The following is a 21,827-nucleotide window of genomic DNA, read 5'->3' as shown; positions in this document are numbered from 1 at the left end:
GGCGATGTTGATGCCCACGGTGCGCTGATCCGGGCGCAGGCCGCGTCGTTGGAGGCCGAGCACCAGGCGATTGTTCGCGATGTGCTGGCTGCCGGTGACTTCTGGGGCGGTTCGGGTTCGGTGGCCTGCCAGGAGTTCATCACGCAGTTGGGTCGTAACTTCCAGGTGATCTACGAGCAGGCCAACGCCCACGGGCAGAAGGTGCAGAGCGCCGGGTCCAACATGGCCAGCACCGACAGCGCCGTCGGCTCCAGCTGGGCCTGAGTTAGCCAACGGTTCGGGGCGGGCGCGCCCGCCCCGACCACTGCTTCACCGCCGCCCCCGCGCTCCCAGAGCGCGGGGGCGGTGTGTTTCCCGCTCGCGTTTTCGGGTCGAGGCCGGGCCACGACGGCCTAGAATCGGCCGCCACCGCCCATGAAGTCGCCGTCGGACGAGTCGCCCCCGGAGCCCCAGGACGAGGCGGGCGCGCCGCCGAACGACGTGGGGCTCCAGCCGCCGAAGCCGCCACGCATGCCTCCGCTGAGCAGGTCCCCGATGATGATCCCGCCCAGCATGGCGCCCATGTCGCTGCCGCCGCGACCGGTGTAGGCATGCTGAGCCGATTGCACGTCGGCGTTGGCCAGGGCCTGCGCGTTGGCGGCCAGCGTCGACGCGGCGTTGGCGTCCGCGATCGCCGCGGACGGGTTGGCCGTGCCCTTGTCGCGCGCTGCCTGCAGGTGCCGTTTGGCTTCGGCCAGCCGGGTGCGGGCTTCGGGCCCGATGCTGCCCCGACGGGTGTCCACGTAGTCCGACACCGCGCGCACCCTCGCCTCCGCGGTGAACATCGCCTGCTCGAGCGAGCGGGCGAGCCGTTGGGCGTTGGCCCGCTCTTCGGCCACGGTGTCCAGGAGTGCGTTGAGGTCGGCGTCGGCCTTGGACAGCCGGGCGAAGGCGCCCAGCGGGTCCGCCGAGCCGGCGCCGCGGGCGTTGTCGAGGGCCTCGGTCGCCGCGTCACGTGCGGCCACCAGGGCACCGGTGTGAGGCGATCTAGCGCTCTGGGCTTTCTGTAGTTGCTCGCCGGCGCGCTGGATGCTCGCCTGGATGTCGGCGATGGAAGACGGCAGCTCGTCGATCGCGTGTCGGATGTCGTTGGCGGCGCTGTCCACCGCGTCGAGCAGGGCGCGGGCCTGCCCGAGCGCCGACTCGGCGGCACGGACCGCGTCCACCAGAGCGGTCTGCTGCCCGCTGACCGCCCGGGCGGCCGATTCGCGGGCCGCGCCGATGTTGTGGTCGGCGAACGCCAGCCGCTCCTTGGCCGCCCCGACATTGCCCGACACCGAAGTCAGTGCCGCGGGGTCGAATTCGTTGTGCAGCTCGGCCAGCCGCTGTTCGGCCGGAGCGACGCGGGCGGTGAGTTCGACGTAGCGCTGTGTCAGCCCGTCCAGCCGCGAGGGCGCGTTGATCACCAGGTCGCGCAGCTTCTCGAATTCTTCGCTTTGCGATCCGAGTTCGCGGTCGGCGCGCGCCGCCGCCACGATGACCCGGGTGAGCAGCTCGCGGCGCTGCTCCGGTGTCTCCGGCGTGGCGTCGTCGAGCTGTTGGCGCACAGTGAACGCCTGAGACAGCGCCGCTTTGGCGTTGTCCACCGCCCGGGTGAAGGGTTCGGTCCGTTCGGCGCCGAATTCCTCGATCGCCAGGGCCAGTTCGTTGGAGCTGGTGCGCAGCGCGTTGTCGACGTCGACCACCATCGAGCGGGACAGGTCGTCGAGGGCCTCGAGCGGGACCGCGGCCAGCGCGCCTACGTCGGTCGGGTCCACCCGCCGGGCCGCGGCCAACTCCGCGGCGCGGCGGCGCCGGCGGCGGACCCGCATGACGATCAGCAGGATCGCCACGGCGCCGGCGATGACGGCCAGCCCCACCAGCAGGATCACCGGCCCCGACGACGTCGAGTTCGCGTCGAGCCCGTCGGCCGCCGCGACGGCGGCGCCGCTCCAGTCGTTGCCGTGCAGCGCGGGTTCGATCTTGTCGCGCCGCAGGGCGTCGACCTGCTTCGCGTCGACGCTCTTGATGGCGGAGGGCACCAGGAAGGCATAGGCCCGGCTGCTGGTCGCCACGGCCAGCAGGGCGTCGTGGTCGCCCAGGTCGCTGAGGCGGTAGGTGCGCCGCCCCCAGTCCGACGCGTCCTGCCCGGAGAAATCGTCGACGTAGACCACCCACAGCCGGACCCGGCGAGCGGAGTAGAGCTTGTCGATGGCCGAGGTCACCGCGGCGCGACCCGACGCCGACAGCGCTCCCGCTTCGTCGGTGACGTAGCCCGCCAGACGTTGCGGTGGTTGCGCGGTGGCCGGGGGGGCCAGCAGTAACCCGGCGGCGAGGATCGTCAGGATCGCGCCGAGCGCGCGAACGGAGCGCATACGTCAATGTAGCCCGGGCTCGAGCACGAGTGCCCGGGCAAAGGCGGGCCCGCCCGGGGGTTGCCTGGCAGACTGTGCCTCGGTGATCACGAATCAGCACGACCCCTACGACGACTTCGACCGTCAGCGGCGGGTACCCGAAGCGCCGAAGACGGCGGGTCTGCCCGGGACGGAAGGCCAGCACCGTACCGACTTCGCCCGGGACCGGGCGCGCGTGCTGCACAGCGCCGCGCTGCGCCGGCTGGCCGACAAGACGCAGGTCGTCGGGCCTCGCGAGGGCGACACTCCGCGCACCCGGCTGACGCACTCCCTGGAAGTGGCCCAGATCGGGCGGGGGATGGCCGTCGGACTGGGCTGCGACCTCGAGCTGGTCGAATTGGCCGGCCTCGCCCACGACATCGGCCATCCGCCCTACGGCCACAACGGCGAACGCGCGCTCGACGGGCTGGCCGCCGCCTACGGCGGTTTCGAGGGCAACGCCCAGAATTTCCGGATACTTACCAGGCTGGAGCCCAAAGTGCTTGATGCCCAAGGTGATAGCGCGGGGCTGAATCTGACCCGGGCGGCGTTGGATGCGGTGACGAAATATCCATGGGCGCGGGCCACGGGGCGGCGCAAGTACGGCTTCTACGACGAGGACCGCGAGTTGGCGGACTGGGTGCGCGCCCGCTCACCCGCGGACCGGGTGTGCCTGGAAGCCCAGGTCATGGACTGGGCCGACGACGTCGCCTATTCTGTGCACGACGTCGAGGACGGCGTCGTGTCCCAGCGCATCGACCTGCGTGTGCTCGCCGACGACGAGGACGCCGCCGCGCTGGCGAAACTGGGCGAGAGCGAATTCTCGCGGGTGAGCGCCGACGATTTCTTGGCTGCCGCCCACAGGCTGTCGGGGCTTCCGGTCGTCGCCGCGGTCGGCAAATACGACGCCACGCTTTCGGCCGCGGTCGCCCTCAAGCGGTTGACCAGCGAGCTGGTGGGCCGGTTCGCCTCGGCCGCGATCGCGACCACGAGGGCGGCCGCGGGACCGGGGCCGCTGGTGCGCTACCAGGCCGACCTGCAGGTGCCCGACGTGGTGCGCGCCGAGGTCGCCCTGCTGAAGATCCTGGCACTGCAGTTCATCATGTCCGACCCGCGGCACCTGGACGCCCAGGCGCGGCAGCGCGAACGCATCCAGCGGGTGGCGCACTGGTTGCATTCCGCGGCGCCGCGCACCCTCGATCCGATGTTCGCCGCCGCGTTCACCGCCGCCGCCGACGACCGCGCCCGTTTCCGCGTCGTCATCGACCAGATCGCGTCCTACACCGAGGGACGACTGGAGCGCATCGACACCGGTCAGGTCCGTTCTTAGCGGCCGGCGGCGGCGTCGCCGCGGGCTAGGCTGCCCATCATGATGAAACCCGGCGGCATCGCCTCGCTCCTACTGTCGATTCCCGTTGTGGTCCTCAGCGCCTGCAGCCCGGGTCAGAATCCGAGTTCGCAGCCGGGCACCGTCCCTCCCGTCAAGAGCGCCCCGTTGGCGTCGCCGCCGGTGGCGACCAGCCCGGCAGCCAGCGCCGGATCGCTGACGGCGCAACTGAAGACACCCGACCGCCGGTCGGTGGCCACGGCGACGTTCGATTTCACCGGGGGCGCCGGGGGGTATGTCACCGTCACGGTCAGGACGACTTCGCCGGGCATCCTCGCGCCCGGTTTCCACGGCATGCACGTGCACCAGATCGGCAAGTGCGAACCCGACTCGGTGGCCCCCGGCGGTGGCCCGCCCGGCAACTTCCTGTCCGCCGGCGGGCACTTCCAGGCGCCCGGGCACACCGGCAAACCCGCCAGCGGCGACCTGACGTCGCTCGAGGTGCGCCGGGACGGCTCGGCCTACCTGGTGACCACGACCGACGCGTTCACCCGCGAGGACCTGCTGGCGGGCGACAGGACCGCGTTGATGCTGCACGGTGCCGACGACGGCGACCAGGCGATGCAGCGGGTCGCATGCGGTGTGATCGGCTCGGGCTAGTTGTCCGCCTCGGCGCCGCGGACCGGGCCTTAAACTAGCCGAATGTCCAGTCCGGCGGGTTCGACGAATGCGGGCCGGCCCAGGGGGCGGGGCCGCATTCCCGACCGCGATATCGCCGCCATCCGCGAGCGGGTCCGCATCGAGGAGGTCGTCGGCGACTACGTCCAGCTGCGCAACGCGGGCGCGGACTCGCTGAAAGGACTGTGCCCCTTCCACGACGAGAAGTCTCCGTCGTTTCACGTTCGGCCCAATCACGGCCACTTCCACTGCTTCGGCTGCGGCGAAGGCGGCGACGTGTATGCGTTCGTCCAGAAGATCGAGCACGTCAGCTTCGTGGAGGCCGTCGAACTGCTCGCCGACCGCGTCGGCTTCACGATCGCCTACACGGGCCCGGCCACCAGCGTGCAGCGCGACCGCGGCACCCGCAGCAGGCTCGTCGGCGCCAACGCGGCCGCCGCGGAGTTCTATGCGGCGGCGCTGGAGTCCGACGAGGCGGCGCCGGCGCGCCGCTACCTGACCGAGCGCAACTTCGACGCCGAGGCGGCCCGCCGGTTCGGCTGCGGGTTCGCCCCCTCCGGCTGGGATTCGCTGACAAAGCACTTGCAGCGCAAGGGTTTCGACTTCAAAGAGCTGGAGGCCGCGGGTCTGTCGCGGGAGGGCCGGCGCGGCCCGATGGACCGTTTCCACCGCCGGCTGCTGTGGCCCATCCGCACCTCGGCCGGCGAGGTGATCGGTTTCGGCGCCCGCCGGATCTTCGACGACGACCCGATGGAGGCCAAGTACATCAACACTCCCGAGACGCTGCTGTACAAAAAGTCGTCGGCGTTGTTCGGCATCGACCTGGCCAAGCGCGACATCGCCAAGGGGCACCAGGCCGTCGTTGTCGAGGGCTACACCGATGTCATGGCGATGCACCTGTCGGGGGTGACCACCGCCGTGGCGTCGTGCGGCACCGCGTTCGGCGACGAGCACCTGGGGATGCTGCGCCGGCTGATGATGGACGACAGCTTCTTCCGCGGCGAGCTGATCTACGTCTTCGACGGCGACGCGGCCGGCCGGGCCGCCGCGATCAAGGCCTTCGACGGCGAACAGAACCTGGCGGGCCAGTCGTTCGTCGCGGTGGCCCCCAACGGCATGGATCCCTGCGACCTGCGGCTGCAGTCCGGGGACGGCGCCCTGCGCGACCTGGTGGCACGGCGCACCCCGCTGTTCGAGTTCGCGATCCGCACCGCGCTCGCCGAGACGGACCTCGACAACGCCGAGGGCAGGGTCGCCGCGCTGCGCCGCTGCGTGCCGATGGTGGCCCAGATCAAGGACCCCACGCTGCGCGACGAGTACGCCCGCCAGCTCGCCGGCTGGGTCGGCTGGGACGACGTCGCGCAGGTGATCGACCGGGTCCGGCGTCAGGCCAAGCAGCCCAAGGCCCCGGCCCGCGGTGCCCGGCAGGGTCCCGCCGCCGCAACCGCGGCCGCGGCCGAGCCCAGAGAAGCGGGAGCCGCCCGCCCCGACCCGCGCGATCCCGGCCTGTGGCCCCAGCGCGAGGCGCTCAAGTCCGCGCTGCAGTACCCGGCGCTGGCCGGCCCGGTGTTCGACACCCTGACCGTCGAGAGCTTCACCCACCCCGGCTACGCGGCGGTCCGCGCGGCCATCGAGGCGGCCGGCGGCACCTCGACCGGCGTCACCGGGGCGGAATGGATCGACATGGTGCGTCAGAAGACCACGTCGGCCCTGACCGCGGGCCTGATCAGCGAGCTGGGTGTGGAGGCCGTCCAGGTCGACGAGGAGAAGCTGCCGCGCTACATCGCCGGGGTGCTGGCCCGCCTGCAGGCGGTCTGGATGGGCAGGCAGATCGCCGACGTGAAATCCCGGCTGCAGCGCATGTCACCCATCGAACAGAGCGACGAGTACCACGCCCTGTTCGGCGACCTCGTCGCGCTGGAGGCCTACCGGCGCAGCTTGCTGGAACAGGCTAGCGGCGACGATCCGACGGAGTGAGGGCTCCGTCATCGGGCCGCTCGATGACGGCGGTCTCGGCGTCGATCGCGGCCAGCGTCACGAACCCGGTGTCGGGTGAGATGCGGTTGGCCACCTTGCGCCGTCCGCCCTCGATCATCGATCTGACCACGGGACTGCCGGTCAGCGCGCGATACGTGCCGGTGATCTGTTCGTAGCGACGGCGCCCGGCCTTCGTGCCCAGCACGTAACCCAGGCCGAGTACCACGGCATACCGGATCAAAGCGTTCCTCCCGACGACGTACGGACGCCTCCATCCTGCCTCACCCGGCGGGGTGCCCGCGCGGCCGATCCGCCTCCCTCTAGTTGGGTGACGGCGGGCCAGTACGCTAGAGTCGTCCCGCGGTCAATCCCCTGTAGCTCAATTGGCAGAGCATTCGGCTGTTAACCGAAGGGTTGGTGGTTCGAGTCCACCCGGGGGAGCAAACGCTCCTGCTAGTCGTAGGCCGGTGTCCAGATCGTGTCGAGGATCGCCTGCCGGATGTCCTCATGTGTCTTGCGGGCTACCCCGTCGTCGACGGCCGCGCGGTAGACGGCCTCGGCGACCGCCGTGGAGACGGCCCGCAGGTTCTTGACGTCGGGTAGCAGCGGATCACCCGGGGTTGCCGGGCTTGCCTGGTGCACAACGGCTTCCGCCGCGGCCTGCAGCATTTTCGGCGTGACCAGCCTCGCCCCGGCGACGATGATGCCCAGCCCGATCCCCGGGAACACCAGCACGTTGTTGGCCTGCCCGATGGTGTAGGTCGTGCCGTCGTATTCGACGGGCGACACCGGGGTGCCGGTGGTCAGCAGCGCGCGGCCCTTCGACCACTCGAGCACGTCGCCCGGCATGGCCTCCATGCGTGAGGTGGGGTTGGACAGCGGGAAGATCATCGGGTGCTCACATGACGCCGTCATCGCCTCGACGACCTCGCGGGTGAACGCCCCCGACACCGCCGAGCAGCCGAGCAGCAGGGTGGGGGACGCGAGCCTGATCGCATCGACCAGGCCCACCCGCTCACCGGGGGCCACGCCCAGCTCGCGGCGGTTCTTGGCGTAGGGCCGCTGGAATTCCCGCAGGTCGTCCATGTCGTCGAACAGCAGGCCCTGCTTGTCGATCGCCCAGATCTGCGAGGCGGCCTCCTCGAGCGTGGCGCCGTTGGCGACGAGCGCGTCGCGGATCTGGTCGGCGACCCCGATCCCGGCCGTCCCGGCCCCGAAGACGATGGTCTTCTGCTCGCGCATCCGGGCCCCGGCGACGCGGCACCCCCCGTACACGGCCGCCACGACGACCGCGCCGGTGCCCTGGACGTCGTCGTTGAACACGCAGTACTTGTCACCGTAGGTCTGCAGGATGCTGCGCGCATTCAACGGCCCGAAGTCCTCGAAATGCAGGATGGCGTTCGGGAACAGCCGGTGCGCGGTCTCGATGTAGCGCTTGACGAAGCCGTCGTACTCGGCTCCGCGGCGGCGCGGATGCCGGTTGCCCAGATAGAACGGGTCGGCCAGCAACTGTTCGTTGTCGGTGCCGACGTCCAGCGACACCGCCAGGCAGCGGCGCGGATCGATGCCGGCGCCGGCGGTGTACAGCGCCAGCTTGCCTACGGCGATCTGGATGCCGCCCACCCCCCAGTCGCCGATGCCCAGGATCGCTTCGGCGTCGGTGCACACGATCAGGTCGACGTCGTCGGGACCAAGGCCGAAGGTCGCGAACGCCTCCTCGATCTCGTCCGGCTCGTCGATGCTCAGGAAAAGTCCCCGCTGTCCGCGGTATTCGTCGGAGAAACGCTGGATGGCCTCGCCGACGGTGGGGGTGTAGACCACCGGCATCAACTCGGGCAAGTGATCTTCGAGCACCTTGAAGTACAGCACTTCGTGGCGGTAGTGCAGCTGTTCGAGCAGCAGATTGCGGCCCAAATCCGTTGCCAGGCTTTGCACTTGCTGCCACACGCGGTCGGCCTGCTCGTCGAGCGTGAGCACCGCCGACGGCAGCCGGCCGGTCAGCCCCAGCCGCCGCCGCTGTTCGTGGGTGAAGCCGACCCCGCGGTTCAGGCTCGGCGCGGACAGCGCTTCCGGGACGTGCGGCGTGCAGGGATCGCTCATGACAGCCACGGTAACGCCGGTCGGGGTGGGCCCGCCCGGTGGCCGATCTAGATGGAGAAGTCCTCGCCGTGCCAGACCCCGGCCTCGGGCGGGCGGATGACGCGCCCGCTCTGCTGCCCGTCGCTCAAGGCCTCCAGCTTGGCGACCCGGGTGAGCAGGGATTGCAGGCTGACGCCGACGAGATCGGGCATCATCGAGTCGTGCGGGCTGCCCCGGCCCTGGCGACTGATCACCTGCCCAGGCACCCCGACTACCACCGAACTGGACGGAACGGCCTTGACCACCACGGCGTTGGCGCCGATGCGGCTGTCGTCGCCGATCTTGATCGCGCCGAGGATCTTGGCCCCGGCGCCGATGGTCACGCGGTCGCCGATGGTGGGGTGGCGTTTGCCGGTGTCGGCGCCGCTGCCGCCGAGGGTGACGCCGTGGTACATAGTGACGTCGTCGCCCACCTCGGCCGTCTCCCCGATCACCACGCCGGTCGCGTGGTCGATGAACAGCCCGGAGCCCAGGTGGGCACCGGGGTGGATGTCGACGCCGGTCAGGATGCGGGTCAGCTCGGCCAACACCCGCGCGGTCACCCGCGCGCCGCGCCGCCACAGCCAGTGGCTGATCCGGTGGCCCCAGATGGCGTGCACGCCCGGGTAGGCGAAGATCACCTCGAGCGCGGTCGGGGCCGCCGGATCCCGCTCGCGGGCGGCCCGGATGTCTGTCCGTATGGCAGCGAGCATGGTTAGTCCGCCACGTCGGCGAACAACGGTGTGCTCAGATACCGTTCGCCAAAGCTCGGGAGCACTACGACGACGAGCTTGCCGGCGTTCTCAGGCCGGCGGGCCACCTGCACGGCGGCCACCACGGCCGCGCCCGAGGAGATGCCGGCGAGCAGCCCCTCTTCGCGGGCCAGGCGCCGCGCCATGGTGAGCGAGTCCTCGTCGCCGACGGTGACGACTTCGTCGATCAGGTCCATGTCCAGCACCGGCGGGACGAAGCCGGCGCCGATGCCCTGGATCGGGTGCGGCCCCTTCTGGCCGCCGGAGAGCACCGGTGACGCCGCCGGTTCCACCGCGATGATCTGCGCCGACGGCTTGCGCTCCTTGACGACCTGGGCCACGCCGGTGATGGTGCCGCCGGTGCCCACCCCGGCCACGAAGATGTCGACCTTGCCCTCGGTGTCACGCCACACCTCCTCGCCGGTGGTGGCGCGGTGGACGGCCGGGTTGGCGGGGTTCTCGAACTGCTGCGGCACGAAATACCGCTGATCGGTCTTGGCGAGTTCCTCGGCCTTGGCGATCGCGCCGGCCATGCCGTCGGCGCCGGGCGTCAGCACGAGTTCGGCGCCGTAAGCGCGCAACAGCATGCGCCGCTCGACGCTCATAGTCTCGGGCATCGTCAGCACGCAGCGGTAGCCCCGCGCGGCACACACCATCGCCAGCGCGATGCCGGTGTTGCCGCTCGTCGGTTCGAGGATGATCGTGTCGGGTTTGATCAGCCCCGCCCGCTCGGCCGCGTCGATCATCGCCACGCCGATGCGGTCCTTGACGCTGTTCGCTGGGTTGAAGAACTCCAGCTTGGCCACGACGTCGGCGACCGCGCCCTCGCTGACCCGGCGCAGCCGGACCAGCGGTGTGTGGCCCACCAGTTGCGTGATGTCCTCGGCGATCTTCATGTGCTTTCCTCGAAGGTGTGCGGGACACGTCGGCCAAGCCCTCGGTGAGATCGGTGAAATGCGGTCATCGGTGGTTGGTCTTCCTGGAGAGTGACGCGCGTCCTGGTGCCGCCCCGGCGTACCCGCGGTACCGCCCGTATCCGGCGCCGGACGCAAACAACAGTTGAGCGTCGAAAGGCGTCAGGAAATCAACAACAACGACAACAACAGTCCACGGCGGGGCGGCGCGTAAGGGCAAGGCGCGGCTGTATGGCCTGTTGCATAGCCCTACTATAGGACATCTGTGCTGTTCGCCGGTCTGGCTCATCCGTGCCTCTGCCTCGTCCCGAAGCTGTACCACCGTCTACAGGTCTTAACCGGATAGAGCGCCGGTCAATTCCGCGCGGGGCGGCCCGTGGTGTTCAGCGGGCGGCGGCAGGCGGGGTTCGCGCGAGCGCGTCGTCTCGGCCGAGGGGGCAGTCGTTGCCGCGGGCGCACAGCCGGGGGCTGTCACCGAAGCGGCGTGCGAGCCGGGGGTCCCGCCGGCGCAGCTGGTGCTGCAGGTAGACCTTGTCGCGCTGGTTCTGAGAGAACACGAAGTCCAGGTTGACGGGCAGTCCCGCCCAGTCGACCCGGTCGCGGGCGGTGTCTGGTGCGTCGCCGGGCCGCAGCCGGCACTGCAGCGGGCAGACGTATCCGGGGGTCCGTTCGGACCCGGCACAGTCCCGAGCCACGGTTCTGCCACTCCTTCGACCCGCGCAGTCCGACAACAGCATGGTGCGACGGAGATGTTTCGGCGGAGGGCCCGCGACGTTTCCGTCGCATTACGCGTCTCGCGGTGGCGTGCGAGGTGTCAGTAGACGTCGCGGTGGTAGCGCTTGCCGGCGCTGAGCGAGCGCACGTATGCCTGGGCCGCGTCGTGGTCGAGCTTTCCGTGCTCGGCCGCGATGTCGCACAGCGCGCGGTCGACGTCCTTGGCCATCGGGTCGGCGTTTCCGCAGACATACAGCTGTGCGCCGTCCTGCAGCCAGCGCCACAGCTGGGCGCCGCGGCGCCGCATCAAATGCTGCACGTAGACCTTCTCGCGCTGGTCACGGGAGAACGCCAGATCCAGCTCGGTGAGGAAGCCGTCGGCGCGCATCGCCTCGATCTCGTCGCGGTAGTAGAAGTCGGTGGCGGCGTGGCGTTCACCGAAGAACAGCCAGTTGGGTCCGGTGTGGCCGAGTGCCCGGCGCTCCTGCAGAAAGCCGCGGAAGGGGGCGATCCCGGTGCCGGGGCCGATCATGATCATCGGTGTGTGCGGATCGGTCGGAGGCCGGAAATTGCTGGACGGCCGCACATAAAGTGCGATCTGGTCGCCCGGCGCGCGGTCGGCCAGGTAGGTCGAGCACACGCCGTGGCGCGGGACCCCCTGGAAGTTGTACCGCACGGGCGAGACCGTCAGGTGGACCTCTCGCGGGCTTTCCTTGGGGCTCGACGAGATCGAATACAGCCGCGGCTGAAGGGGTTTGAGCACGGCCAGCCATTCCTCGACCGAGGCGGTGACGGGAAACTGGGCGAGCAGGTCGACCGACTGCCGTCCCCACGCCCAATCGCTCAGCGCGCGTTTGTTTTCCGGCTTCAACAACTCGACGAGCCCGCTGTCGCGGGTGCGTTGCTGCACGAAGCGCAGCAGGTCGGGGCTGATGTGGGCGATCTCCAATCGCTCGGTGAGCGCCGACCGCAGGGACATCACGCCATGTCCGGCGATCTCGACGGGAGCCTGGTCGTCCAGCCCGGTGAGTGAGAGCCATTCGTCGACCAGCCGGGCGCTGTTGCGCGGCCACACCCCGAGCGCGTCGCCGGCCTCATAGCTGAGCGACATCTCGGGCAAATGAAACACCAGCTGCCGCACGTCTTTTGCCGATCGCGGCCGGCTCAGGGTGATGTTGCGGGCCACGCCCGTGATCAGTGGATGCTTCTTGCTGTAGGCGGGCGCGGCGGGCCGCGCGACCGGGCGGGTCGCCAGCGTGGACGCTGCTCCGCCCGGGCCGCCCCGGCCAGGACGTGCCGCCGCACCGCCCAGGGCGGCCACGACTCCGCTGAGCCAGCCGGCCGCCGCGTCGTCGTAGTCGGGCTCGCAGTCGACCCGGTCGGTCAACCGGGTCGCCCCCAACTCGGCGAGCCGCTCGTCGAGGTTGCGTCCGTGGGCGCAGAAGTCGTCGTAGTTGGAGTCACCCAGCGCCAGCACGGCGAAGCGTGTCCCGGTGAGCGTCGGTGCACCGTCGGCCGCCAGCGCCCGCCAGAATCCGGCGCCGTTGTCTGGGGGATCGCCGTCGCCGGTGGTGCTCGTGATCAGCAGCAGTTCCCGGGTACCCGGCAGCTGAGCCACCGGGAAGTCGTCCATGCCGTGCAACGCGACCGGCAGCCCCGCGGTGCGCAGCCGCGCGGCGACGTCGGCGGCGAGTTCTTCCGCGTTGCCGGTCTGGGAGGCCCACAGCACCACGACCGGGGCGTCGCCGGACGGCCCGGTGACCGGTTTCCCGACGGCCGGTTGGGCGCGTGGCCCGGGTTCCTCGGTGCGCGAGAACAGGCCCGCGAGCAAACCGTCCACCCAGAGCCGGGTGGTCGGGTCCAACGGCGCGCTGACGGGCACGGTGGGCACCCCAGGTGCGCGCTGGGCGGCCTCCGAACGCAGCCCGACCAGCATCCCCGCCAGATAGGAGCGGGCGGACTCGTCGAACTCCGGCACGGGTTGGGTTGTCACGCCGAGCAGTTCGGCCAACAGCTCGAGTCGCGCCTCACCGCGTTCCCGCGTCCGGGCGGGCGGCGCGCCGGCGGCCGGGTCGGTGTGGGCGCCGGCGGCAACCCTGGTCAACGACACCGCGCAGGCCTTGAACTCGGGTTGGTGCGAGACGGGGTCGACGGCGTCATTGGTGACGGCGTTGATCGACAGGTACTCGCCGAACGCGTCGTTCCAGTGGATGGGCGCAAAGCAGTTGCCCGGGCGCACGCGCTCGGTGATGACGGCCGGCAGCACGGCACGCCCACGGCGCGAGGCGATTTCAATCGGGTCGTCCGCGGCGATGCCGAGCCGGGCGGCGTCGTCGGGATGGATCTCGACGAACGGCCCGGGGTTGAGCCGGTTGAGTTTGGCGACCTTGCCGGTTTTGGTCATGGTGTGCCACTGGTGCGGCAGCCGCCCGGTGTTGAGGACGAACGGGAAGTCGTCGTCGGGCATTTCCTCAGGCGGCAGGTGGGGGCGGGCGAAGAACACCGCGCGGCCGCTCGGGGTGGGGAAGGCGAGCCGGGGCACGCTTCCGTCCTCGCGGATCAGCCGAGTCTGGCTGATGCCGTCGTTGACGTAGCGGATCGGGCTGCGGCCACCGGCGGACCCGGGCGGGCACGGCCACTGCAGCGGTCCCTGCCGCAGCCTCTCGTAGTCGGCCCCACGCAGGTCGTATCCCGTTGCGGGATTCCAGAATTGCTTGATCTCTTCGAACACCTCCCCGGCGGATTGGTAACCGAAGGCGTCCGAATACCCCATCGCACAAGCGATCCGGGCGATGATCTGCCAGTCCGGCAGCGCCTGGCCCGGCGCCTCGACGGCCGGCTGGAACAGCGTCAGGTTGCGCTCGGAGTTGACCATCACCCCTTCGGATTCCGTCCACAGGGCGGCCGGCAGCAACACGTCGGCGTACTCGTTGGTCTCGGTGTCCAGGAAGGCGTCCTGGCCGATGACCAGCTCCGCCTGTTCCAGGCCCTCCAGCACGGTCTTCCGGTTGGCCACCGACGCGGTCGGGTTGGTGCAGATGATCCAGCACGCCTTGATCCGGCCTTCGGCCATGCGCGAGAACAGGTCGACGGTTCCGGCGCCGGTCTCGGCGCGCAGCGTCCCGCGGGGTATGCCCCATCGGTCCTCGACGAAGGCGCGGTCCGCTGCCGAGGCCACCGAGCGCTGGCCCGGCAGACCCGGCCCCAGGTAACCCATTTCGCGGCCGCCCATCGCGTTTGGCTGGCCAGTCAGCGAGAAGGGGCCGCTGCCCGGGCGACAGATCGCGCCGGTCGCCAGGTGCAGGTTGCAGACGGCGTTGGTGTTCCAGGTGCCGTGGGTGCTCTGGTTGAGACCCATTGTCCAGCAGCTCATCCAGTTCGCCGATTCGCCGATCCAGCGGGCGGCGGTACGGATGTCCTCGACGGCCAGACCGGTGATCTCGCTCACGGTGTCGGGTGTGTACCGCTGCAGGAAGCCGGGCATCGCGTCCCAGCCCTCGGTGAATTCGGCGATGAATTCGGCGTCGGTGTGGCCGTTCTCGACGATAAGCTGCAGCAGGCCGTTGAGCAGCGCGAGGTCGGTGCCGGGGTTGATCTGCAGGTACAGGTCGGCCTTGTCCGCGGTCGCGGTGCGGCGCGGGTCGACGACGATCAGTTTGGCGCCGGCCTTGATGCGATCCATCATGCGCAGGAACAGGATCGGGTGGCAGTCGGCCATGTTGGCGCCGATGACGAAGAAGACATCGGCCCGGTCGAAATCGTCGTACGAGCCCGGCGGGCCGTCCGCACCGAGGGACAGCTTGTAGCCGGAACTCGCGCTGGCCATGCACAGGCGCGAGTTCGACTCGATCTGGTTGGTGCCGATGAAGCCCTTGGTCAGTTTGTTGGCCAGGTACTGCGCCTCGAGGGACATCTGTCCCGACACATAGAGGGCGAAGGCCTCCGGGCCGTGTAGGTCGACGATCTCGCGTAACCGCTTCGCGCAGCGGGCGATCGCGTCGTCGATGTCGATCGGTTCGACGGGCGCGCCGCGATCGGTGCGCACGTGCGCCGTTCCCATCCGACCCGGCGCGGCGAGCAGGTCCGCGGTGGTCGTGCCCTTGGTGCACAACCGGCCGAAGTTGGCCGGATGTTGTTTGTTGCCAATCGACTTCACGACGTGACGCCGGTCGTATCGCGCGCCCGTTGTGACCTCTAACACCATGCCGCAACCGACCCCGCAGTAGCCGCACATGGTGTTCACCAGAGCTGTGTTCGTCGAAGCCGCGTCGGGATCCACGGGGTCCTTAACGGGCTCCATCGAGCTCCCTCGCCACGGGTGAGTTCCTCCCTTACTGCGCAGACAGAAGTCGATCGTGCGACAAGGATGTTTCGGCATCGGTCATCCGATGTTTCCACCGCTTTACGGCTTCATCGCAACGGCTTGGGAAAGTTGGTGATCCGTGCGGAAATCCGTGATCAGCGCAGCTCACCGTGGGTCAACGTCGACCGGCGAACCTGGCACGACACTACCGGCGGCGCCGGCGGCGACCCCGGCAAAGTCGGCCTTTCGGCCAAATCTGTGGGACATTCACAGCCTTCGCTAAGCTAGTCCGATGCGTCAGCTGGTCGCGATCCTGCTGATCCTGGCGGCTTCGGCGTGCGGCTCGAAGCCGGCGGGCGCGCCACCGAGAGCGCCTGTCACGTGCAAAGATTCCGACGGCCCCTCGGACGACACGGTCCGGCGGGCCACCGCCTCGGTGCCGATCGCCGTCCCGGGCACCACCTGGGTCGAAATCGCGCGTGGACACACCTGGAACTGCCGGCTGTACTGGGTGCAGCTCATCCCGACCATTGCCACCGAGTCGACTCCCCAGCAGTTGCTCTTCTTCGACCACAACACCCCGCTGGGCGCAGCCACCCCCGACCCGAAGCCCTACATCACCGTGCTGCCGCCGTCGGATGACACCGTCACGGTTCGGTATCAATGGCGGGTCGGCAACGACGAGCCCTGCTGTCCCTCCGGCAACGGCACTGTGCAGTTCCGGATCGGCCCGGACGGCAAACTCCAAGCGCTCGGCAAGATCCCGCACCCCTAACGCGCTCGGGTGCGCGCCGAACGCCGTATCTTCACAGGTTTCGCTCAGCACACTCCTAGCGGCGAGTGACACCACGGACGGGGAAGGCCTGGCATCCTGAGGATCAGTGTCGGCGGCTACGAGGCCGGCGGCGCAGCAATGCGATCGGCTCGTCGAGTCGGCGTACGAAGGCGTACGCCGACGAAGACTACGAAAACGTGAAGACCACGGAAGACGTAGAGGGGGCAAGCACAGCGGCTCCTTCCGCTGTTCACCGAGTCCGGAACGTGATTCGGCCGACGTAGTATCGCCTGACCCACTGTCGCTGCGGGCGGTTCGACTACGACTTCTTGAAGACTCCTCGAACACTCGGCGTGAAAGGCAATGATTTCATGGGACGCGCGCGCCTCATCTCGCACTGGGACCCCGAAGACGTCATCGCTTGGGAGACCGGCAACAAGGTCATCGCCCGGAGGAACCTGATCTGGTCGATCGTGAACATGCATGTCGGGTTCGCGATCTGGACCCTGTGGTCGGTGATGGTCCTGTTCATGCCGCAGTCCGTCTACGGCTTCACGGCGGGCGACAAGCTGCTGCTGGGCGCCACCGCGACGTTCGTGGGCGCGTGCGTGCGCATCCCCTACGTGATGGCCACCGCCCGGTTCGGTGGCCGCAACTGGGCGATCGTGTCGTCGTCGGTGCTCCTGATCCCCACCGTGGGGGCCGTCGTGCTGCTGGCCAATCCCGGGCTCCCGCTGTGGCCGTATCTGCTGTGTGCGGCCCTGACCGGGCTGGGCGGGGGCAACTACTCGGCCTCGCTGGCCAACGTCGAGGCCTTCTACCCGCAGCGGCGCAAGGGCCTGGCGCTGGGCCTGACCGGCGGACTCGGCAATCTCGGGGTGGCCGGCATCCAGGCGGTCGGCCTGGTGGTGCTGGCCACTGCCGGCAACGGCTCGCCGTACTGGGTATGCGCGATCTACCTGGTGCTGCTGGCGGTCGCCGGGCTGGGCGCGTCGTTGTTCATGGACAACCTGGACCACGCCATCGAGGTGAGCCACATCCGGGCCGTCCTCAAGGTGCCCGACGCCTGGGGAATCGCCTTCCTCTATATGTGCGCCTCAGGCTCGTTCATCGGCTTCGCGTTCGCGTTCGGACAGGTCATACAGCTCAATCTGCTGGCCGGTGGGCAGACCCATGCGCAGGCGGCGCTGCACGCGGCCGAGATCGCCTTCATCGGGCCGCTGCTGGGGTCGGCGGCGCGGATACTCGGCGGCAGGCTGGGTGACCGCTTCGGCGGCGGCCGGGTCACCCTGGTCGTCGTGGCCGGCATGATCCTGGGCGCCGGGTTGCTGGTCGCGGTGAGCACCTACGACGACCTCACCCGCGGCCCCGGCGACCCGACGACCGGCGTCACCATGATCGGCTACGTCACCGGCTTCATCGCGCTGTTCATCTTCTGCGGCATGGGCAAGGGGGGGGTGTTCAAGCTGATCCCGTCGATCTTCGAACAGCGCAGCCGCGCGCTGAACCTGAGCGAGGCGGAACGACGCCGGTGGGCGCGGACCATGTCGGGGTCGTTGATCGGGTTCGCTGGCGCGTTCGGCGGCCTGGGCGGCGTCGGGATCGACCTGGCGCTGCGGCAGTCCTACGTCAGCAGCGGCACCGAGACGCCGGCGTTCTGCAGCTTCCTGGCCTGCTACCTCGTGGCGGCGGCCCTGACCTGGACGCGGTACGTGCGGCCGCGCCGCACGCTGGTGCGGGCGCCGGGCCACCGGGACGTCAACGTCGGCCAGCGCAGCCTGGAGGCGAGCCTGAAGGTCGTCGCCGGGGAGCCGGTCACCACCTGAGTTACGACGTGAGTTCGTCCGCGAGATTCTCCGGGTGCAGCATCTCGACGTACCGCAACTCCTCGGGGATGCCGAAGCCGTCGACCAGCGTTCGTGCGTGCGGGCGCAGCGCCCGGCACCGGTCGTTGATGCCGCGGGTGACCGCCTTGGCCCGATCCGTGGACAGGTAGCGGTGCTCGACGTACCAGGCCTTGTCCTCCTCGATCACCGACAGCGCGTAGAGGTCGCAGACCAGCTCCAGCAACTCGCGGGCCTGCTGGTCTTCGCACGAGTCGATACCGGCGACGAAGGCCTCGAGGATAACCCGGTCGATGTGCGCGCCGGCCGCGTGCAGGACGTGATCCTGCACGGCGTTGAACGCGTCGAACGCCGACATCTCCTTGGATTTTGCTTGCAGCCGGCGCGCCACCGATGACAGCAGATACTCCTCGCGGTCCTCGAACATCTTGACCTGCGTGCCGCGGTTGAACAGGCTGCCCTGCTCCTCGCTGTCCTGCCGGGCATCCACGATCGTCTGGATGATCGTCTCCGCAGCGGTGCGTTTGATGACGCGGTCGCCGACGGTGCCCGCGGCGAAGCGCACCCACTCGACCGGGCTCATGCTGTGGATGTCGTCGGCGTAGGCGGTGAGCAGCTCCTTGGCGACCAGCTGGGTCAGCACATGGTTGTCGCCCTCGAACGTGGTGAACACGTCGGTGTCGCCGCGCAGTCCGATCAGCCGGTTCTCGGCCATGTAGCCCGCGCCGCCGCAGGCCTCCCTCGCCTCCTGGATGGAGCGGCTGGCGTGCCAGGTGTTCGCGGCCTTCAGCCCGGCGGCGCGCGATTCCAGCTCGCGCTGCTCCTCGGCGTCGGGCGCGTCGGCGGTCTGGACGTCGTGGCATTTGGCGACGAGCTCGTTCTGGGCGAACTGCAGCGCATAGGACTTCGCGATCAACGGGAAGAGCCGGCGCTGGTGGACCAGGTAGTCCATGATCAACACCTCGGAGCCCTCGTCGGGTGCGCTGAACTGCCTGCGCTGCAACGCATATCGAGTCGCGATGTCCAGTGCGACGCGCGCCGCGGCGCCCGCGCTGCCACCCACGGTGATCCGGCCGCGCACCAGGGTGCCCAGCATCGTGAAGAACCGCCGGTTAGGGTTTTCGATCGGGGAGGTGTACGTGCCGTCGGGAGCGACGTCGCCGTACTTGTTGAGCAGGTTGACCCGCGGGACCCGCACGTGGTCGAACATGATGCGGCCGTTGTCGACGCCGGGCAGCCCACCCTTGTACTCGCAGTCCGAGGTCGTCACCCCGGGCAGGTCGTTGCCGTCGGCGTCGCGGATCGGCACCAGTAGACAGTGCACGCCGTGGTTGACCGGCTCGCCGTTCTCGGTGGTGATCAATTGTGCGAAAACCGCTGCCACGGTGGCTGTTTCGGCGGCCCCGCCGATGTAGTCCTTGCGTGCCGACGGGGTGGGGGAGTCGATGACGAACTCCTCGGTCTCGGCGTCGTAGGTCGCGGTGGTCTCCAGCGCCTGCACGTCGCTGCCGTGGCCCGTCTCGGTCATCGCGAAACAGCCGCACAACTCGAGGCTGATGACCTTCTTGACGAGGGCCTCGTGGTGGCGTTCGGTGCCCAGGTTCTCCACGGCACCGCCGAACAGGCCCCACTGCACCCCGGCCTTGACCATCAGCGACAGGTCCGACACGGCGAGCATTTCGATCATGGTGATCGCCGCCCCGACGTCACCGGTGCCGCCGTGTTCCTTGCGGAAGTTGTCGCCGGCGGCACCGAACGCGGCCATGATCCTCATCTGCTCGCCCACCTTGGTGCGCGCGATCACGGTGTCGGGGGTGTAGTGCGGGCGGAACATGTCCTCGGTCATGGTGTCCCGCATCCGGTTTTTCACCTCGCGCCACCGCCCGTCCAGCGTGTTGCGCAGATGCTCGACAGTGCTCGTCGTTACTGGCGCCATGATTCGACCGTAGCCCGCCGCTCGCGCGGCGGAAACAACCACGCGACAACGACGCGCGAAACCGTTACACGCGCCCGGCTTCTCCAACTGTCCGGCCGGCCTGCTCGGGCCGTGTTGCCCCGGTGCGGGTTCCGCGCTTGCGCGGCAGCAGCCAGAACCAGCCCAGCCCCGCCCACAGCGCGCCGAATAGCACCAGCATGTTCATGTCGAACGCCCACCAGCCCACGTAGTGGGTCCACATCTGGATGTTGGCGGCGAGCGCGTCGACCCGGCGCAGGTCGACGGTCGACGCCGACGCCGCGAAGCCCCACTGGGCGGGCACGAACCAGGAGATCTGGTCGTAACCCCACGTGCCCACCAGCGGAACCAGCCCCCCGGCGAACAGCAGCGACGCCAGGACCACCGGCACCGCCAGCGCCAGGACCTCACGCGGGGACCCGGCCCGTGCGGACAGCGCCAGGCCGACGATGGCCGACACGACAGCCGTGACGGCCACGCTCACGTAGAGCTCGAGGTCGGCGCTCCCGAGCAGGACGGCGCCACGCACGGGCCCGCCCTTGCCGGTCAGCACGATGACGGTCAGCACGGCCGTCAAGCCGGCCGCGGCGACGGCGAACACGACGACCTTGCCGGCCAGGTAGGCCGCCGGGGAGAGCCCGACGGAGCGCTCCCGTCGGTAGACGAGGCGCTCGGTGACCAGGTTGCCCAGGGTCAGCACGGTGCCGATCACCACGGCGGCGAAGTTCAGGGCGGCCAGGATCTCGACGGCCTCGTGCCGGTTGGGGCCGGACGGGTCGGCCCAGCCCAGCCCGGAGTCGCCGGGAATGAGCAGCATCAACGCCCCGAACACCATCGGCAGCAGCGCCAGGACGACGACCTGGGTGCGGCCGGCGAGAAGCTGGCGAACCTGGCGGCGGATCACCAGACCGGTTTGCCGGGACAGGGTCAGATCCGCGGGGGCCGGCCAGGGCGCGGCGATTTCCGGCCGCGCCGGCGGGGCCGACGCCTGCTGCCGCTCCCGGAACGCGCGGTGTGCGCCGTCGGGGTCGGCGCTGACCTGCGCGAGAATCCTGGAGAAATCGGCGGTGCCCAGCGCGGGTTCGGCCTGCAGCGGTGTGCCGACGTAGGCCGGCGTGCCGGCGCCGGTGAGTACGACGGCCTGGTCGCACATCGACACTTGGGTCAGGGAGGTCTGCGATGCCATCGCGACCACGACGGCACAGCCGAGGTCGGCCTGCCGCCGCAACACCGCCATCACCTGGTTTTCCTGTGCCGCGTCGAGGCCGGCGCCCACGCCGTCGACCACGAGCAAGGTTGGGCGGCTGAGGAGTTCGATCGCCAGCGACACGCACCGGCGCAGCTCGGGCGGGAGTTTGGCCACCGGCGTCGCGCCGCGCGGTGTCAGCTCGAGTTCTTCCAGCACCTGTTCCACCACCCGGTCGCGCTGGGAGGGGGTGGTCTCGGGCGGAAGCCGCAGTTCGGCGGCGTACCGGAGCGACTGTGCGACGGTGAGTTTGCGGTGGAGCCGGTCGTCGCGCGGCACGATCCCGATGCGGGTACGCATCGCCGCCGGCTCGGCGTGCACGTCGTGTCCGTCGACGGTGACCACGCCGGAGTCGAGTCGTTGCGTGCCCGCGAGCATGTCGAGCAGCGCGCTGTTGCGCGGCGCGGAGGGGCCGATGACCGCGGTGAGCGTGCCCGGACGCGCGGTGAACGAGACGTCGCTGATGACCTCGCGCCCGTCGACGGCGAGCCCCACCCGGTATGCGGCCACCCCGGTGGTGCGCGCCCCCGGCCGCAGCGGCAGCCGGTAGGTCCGGTCGGCTTCCTCGGAGCGGAACGAGGGCTGCTGGGCGCGCAGCCTGCGGGTCGCGTCGGTCATCCGTTTGATCAGGCCTCGGTTTTTCGGATGTTCGTCCCGGGGCGGTTCGGGCGGGGGGACCGGCCGCGGTTCGGGCGGCGCCGGCCGGGCGCCGGGTTGGGGCGGCCGGGCCGGCGGCTGCTGAGCCACCGGCATCCGCTGGGTGGGGCGTTGCGTCGGCGCCTGGGGGACCGGCCCGGGCTGCTCGCGCGGGACC

At 69.8% G+C, this 21,827-nt stretch carries 14 protein-coding genes, 1 tRNA gene and 3 pseudogenes; 7 read left to right on the top strand and 11 right to left on the bottom strand.

Features of this window, described 5'->3' with window-relative positions:
• The coding region (locus AC2VOR_RS04615) for a WXG100 family type VII secretion target (protein ID WP_486963278.1) at positions 1-264 on the top strand (264 nt) is incomplete at its 5' end.
• 128 nt (positions 265-392) lie between these two features.
• Here AC2VOR_RS04615 and AC2VOR_RS04610 read toward each other — a convergent pair.
• Positions 393-2,393 carry a TPM domain-containing protein gene (locus tag AC2VOR_RS04610; protein ID WP_369738039.1) on the bottom strand — a complete coding sequence of 667 codons (2,001 nt, stop codon included), beginning with the start codon at positions 2,391-2,393 and terminating at the stop codon, positions 393-395.
• 82 nt (positions 2,394-2,475) lie between these two features.
• Between AC2VOR_RS04610 and AC2VOR_RS04605 the strand changes: the two genes are divergently transcribed.
• From AC2VOR_RS04605 to dnaG, 3 genes are read left to right on the top strand one after another with little or no spacing between them, the layout of a single operon-like run.
• Positions 2,476-3,741 carry a deoxyguanosinetriphosphate triphosphohydrolase gene (locus AC2VOR_RS04605; protein WP_369738041.1) on the top strand — a complete coding sequence of 422 codons (1,266 nt, stop codon included), beginning with the start codon at positions 2,476-2,478 and terminating at the stop codon, positions 3,739-3,741.
• Between the two features lie 39 nt (positions 3,742-3,780).
• Positions 3,781-4,398, top strand: a complete 618-nt coding sequence (gene sodC / locus AC2VOR_RS04600) for a superoxide dismutase[Cu-Zn] (RefSeq protein WP_486963277.1) — start codon at positions 3,781-3,783, stop codon at positions 4,396-4,398.
• Between the two features lie 42 nt (positions 4,399-4,440).
• Positions 4,441-6,393, top strand: coding sequence for a DNA primase (gene dnaG, locus AC2VOR_RS04595; RefSeq protein ID WP_369738043.1), 1,953 nt, complete (start codon positions 4,441-4,443; stop codon positions 6,391-6,393).
• Here dnaG and AC2VOR_RS04590 read toward each other — a convergent pair.
• On the bottom strand, positions 6,368-6,634 hold the full coding sequence (locus AC2VOR_RS04590) for a hypothetical protein (protein WP_369738044.1): 267 nt from the start codon (positions 6,632-6,634) through the stop codon (positions 6,368-6,370). The genes dnaG and AC2VOR_RS04590 overlap by 26 nt on opposite strands.
• Before the next feature lie 127 nt (positions 6,635-6,761).
• On the opposite strand from AC2VOR_RS04590, the gene AC2VOR_RS04585 reads away from it, so the two are divergent.
• Positions 6,762-6,834, top strand: a tRNA-Asn gene (locus tag AC2VOR_RS04585).
• A 12-nt stretch (positions 6,835-6,846) separates the two neighbouring features.
• On the opposite strand, the gene AC2VOR_RS04580 is transcribed toward AC2VOR_RS04585, so the two are convergent.
• The 7 genes and pseudogenes from AC2VOR_RS04580 to AC2VOR_RS04550 all read right to left on the bottom strand — a co-directional run.
• Positions 6,847-8,493: an NAD-dependent malic enzyme gene (locus AC2VOR_RS04580; RefSeq protein ID WP_369738045.1), complete on the bottom strand. Its 1,647-nt coding sequence runs from the start codon at positions 8,491-8,493 to the stop codon at positions 6,847-6,849.
• 47 nt (positions 8,494-8,540) lie between these two features.
• Positions 8,541-9,224 carry a serine O-acetyltransferase gene (cysE, locus tag AC2VOR_RS04575; RefSeq protein WP_486963276.1) on the bottom strand — a complete coding sequence of 228 codons (684 nt, stop codon included), beginning with the start codon at positions 9,222-9,224 and terminating at the stop codon, positions 8,541-8,543.
• A 2-nt stretch (positions 9,225-9,226) separates the two neighbouring features.
• Positions 9,227-10,159 (bottom strand): cysteine synthase A, encoded by a 933-nt coding sequence (cysK, locus tag AC2VOR_RS04570; protein WP_369738047.1) that lies wholly within the window; start codon positions 10,157-10,159, stop codon positions 9,227-9,229.
• A gap of 401 nt (positions 10,160-10,560) precedes the next feature.
• Positions 10,561-10,872: a hypothetical protein gene (locus AC2VOR_RS04565; protein ID WP_369738048.1), complete on the bottom strand. Its 312-nt coding sequence runs from the start codon at positions 10,870-10,872 to the stop codon at positions 10,561-10,563.
• Positions 10,873-10,991: 119 nt separating this feature from the next.
• Positions 10,992-13,277: pseudogene (locus tag AC2VOR_RS04560) on the bottom strand (flavodoxin domain-containing protein); the annotation flags it as partial.
• Positions 13,278-13,730: 453 nt separating this feature from the next.
• Positions 13,731-14,951 (bottom strand): annotated as a pseudogene (locus tag AC2VOR_RS04555) (molybdopterin-dependent oxidoreductase); the annotation flags it as partial.
• Positions 14,952-15,032: 81 nt separating this feature from the next.
• Positions 15,033-15,095, bottom strand: a pseudogene (locus AC2VOR_RS04550) (hypothetical protein); the annotation flags it as partial.
• Positions 15,096-15,486: 391 nt separating this feature from the next.
• Here AC2VOR_RS04550 and AC2VOR_RS04545 point away from each other — a divergent pair.
• A complete protein-coding gene (locus AC2VOR_RS04545; RefSeq protein ID WP_369738049.1) occupies positions 15,487-15,969 on the top strand; it encodes an LppP/LprE family lipoprotein in 483 nt (160 codons plus the stop codon).
• Positions 15,970-16,340: 371 nt separating this feature from the next.
• Positions 16,341-17,795: an MFS transporter gene (locus tag AC2VOR_RS04540; protein ID WP_369738050.1), complete on the top strand. Its 1,455-nt coding sequence runs from the start codon at positions 16,341-16,343 to the stop codon at positions 17,793-17,795.
• A gap of 1 nt (position 17,796) precedes the next feature.
• Here the strand turns inward: AC2VOR_RS04540 and AC2VOR_RS04535 are convergent, their stop codons facing one another.
• A complete protein-coding gene (locus tag AC2VOR_RS04535; RefSeq protein ID WP_486963275.1) occupies positions 17,797-19,749 on the bottom strand; it encodes an acyl-CoA dehydrogenase family protein in 1,953 nt (650 codons plus the stop codon).
• Between the two features lie 64 nt (positions 19,750-19,813).
• The coding region (locus AC2VOR_RS04530; RefSeq protein ID WP_486963274.1) for an ATP-binding cassette domain-containing protein at positions 19,814-21,827 on the bottom strand (2,014 nt) is incomplete at its 5' end.

It is taken from the genome of Mycobacterium sp. TH-M103 (assembly GCF_057473785.1).
The sequence above is the reverse complement of the archived record's forward strand: the minus strand, read 5'-3'. Positions and strand labels throughout refer to the sequence as shown.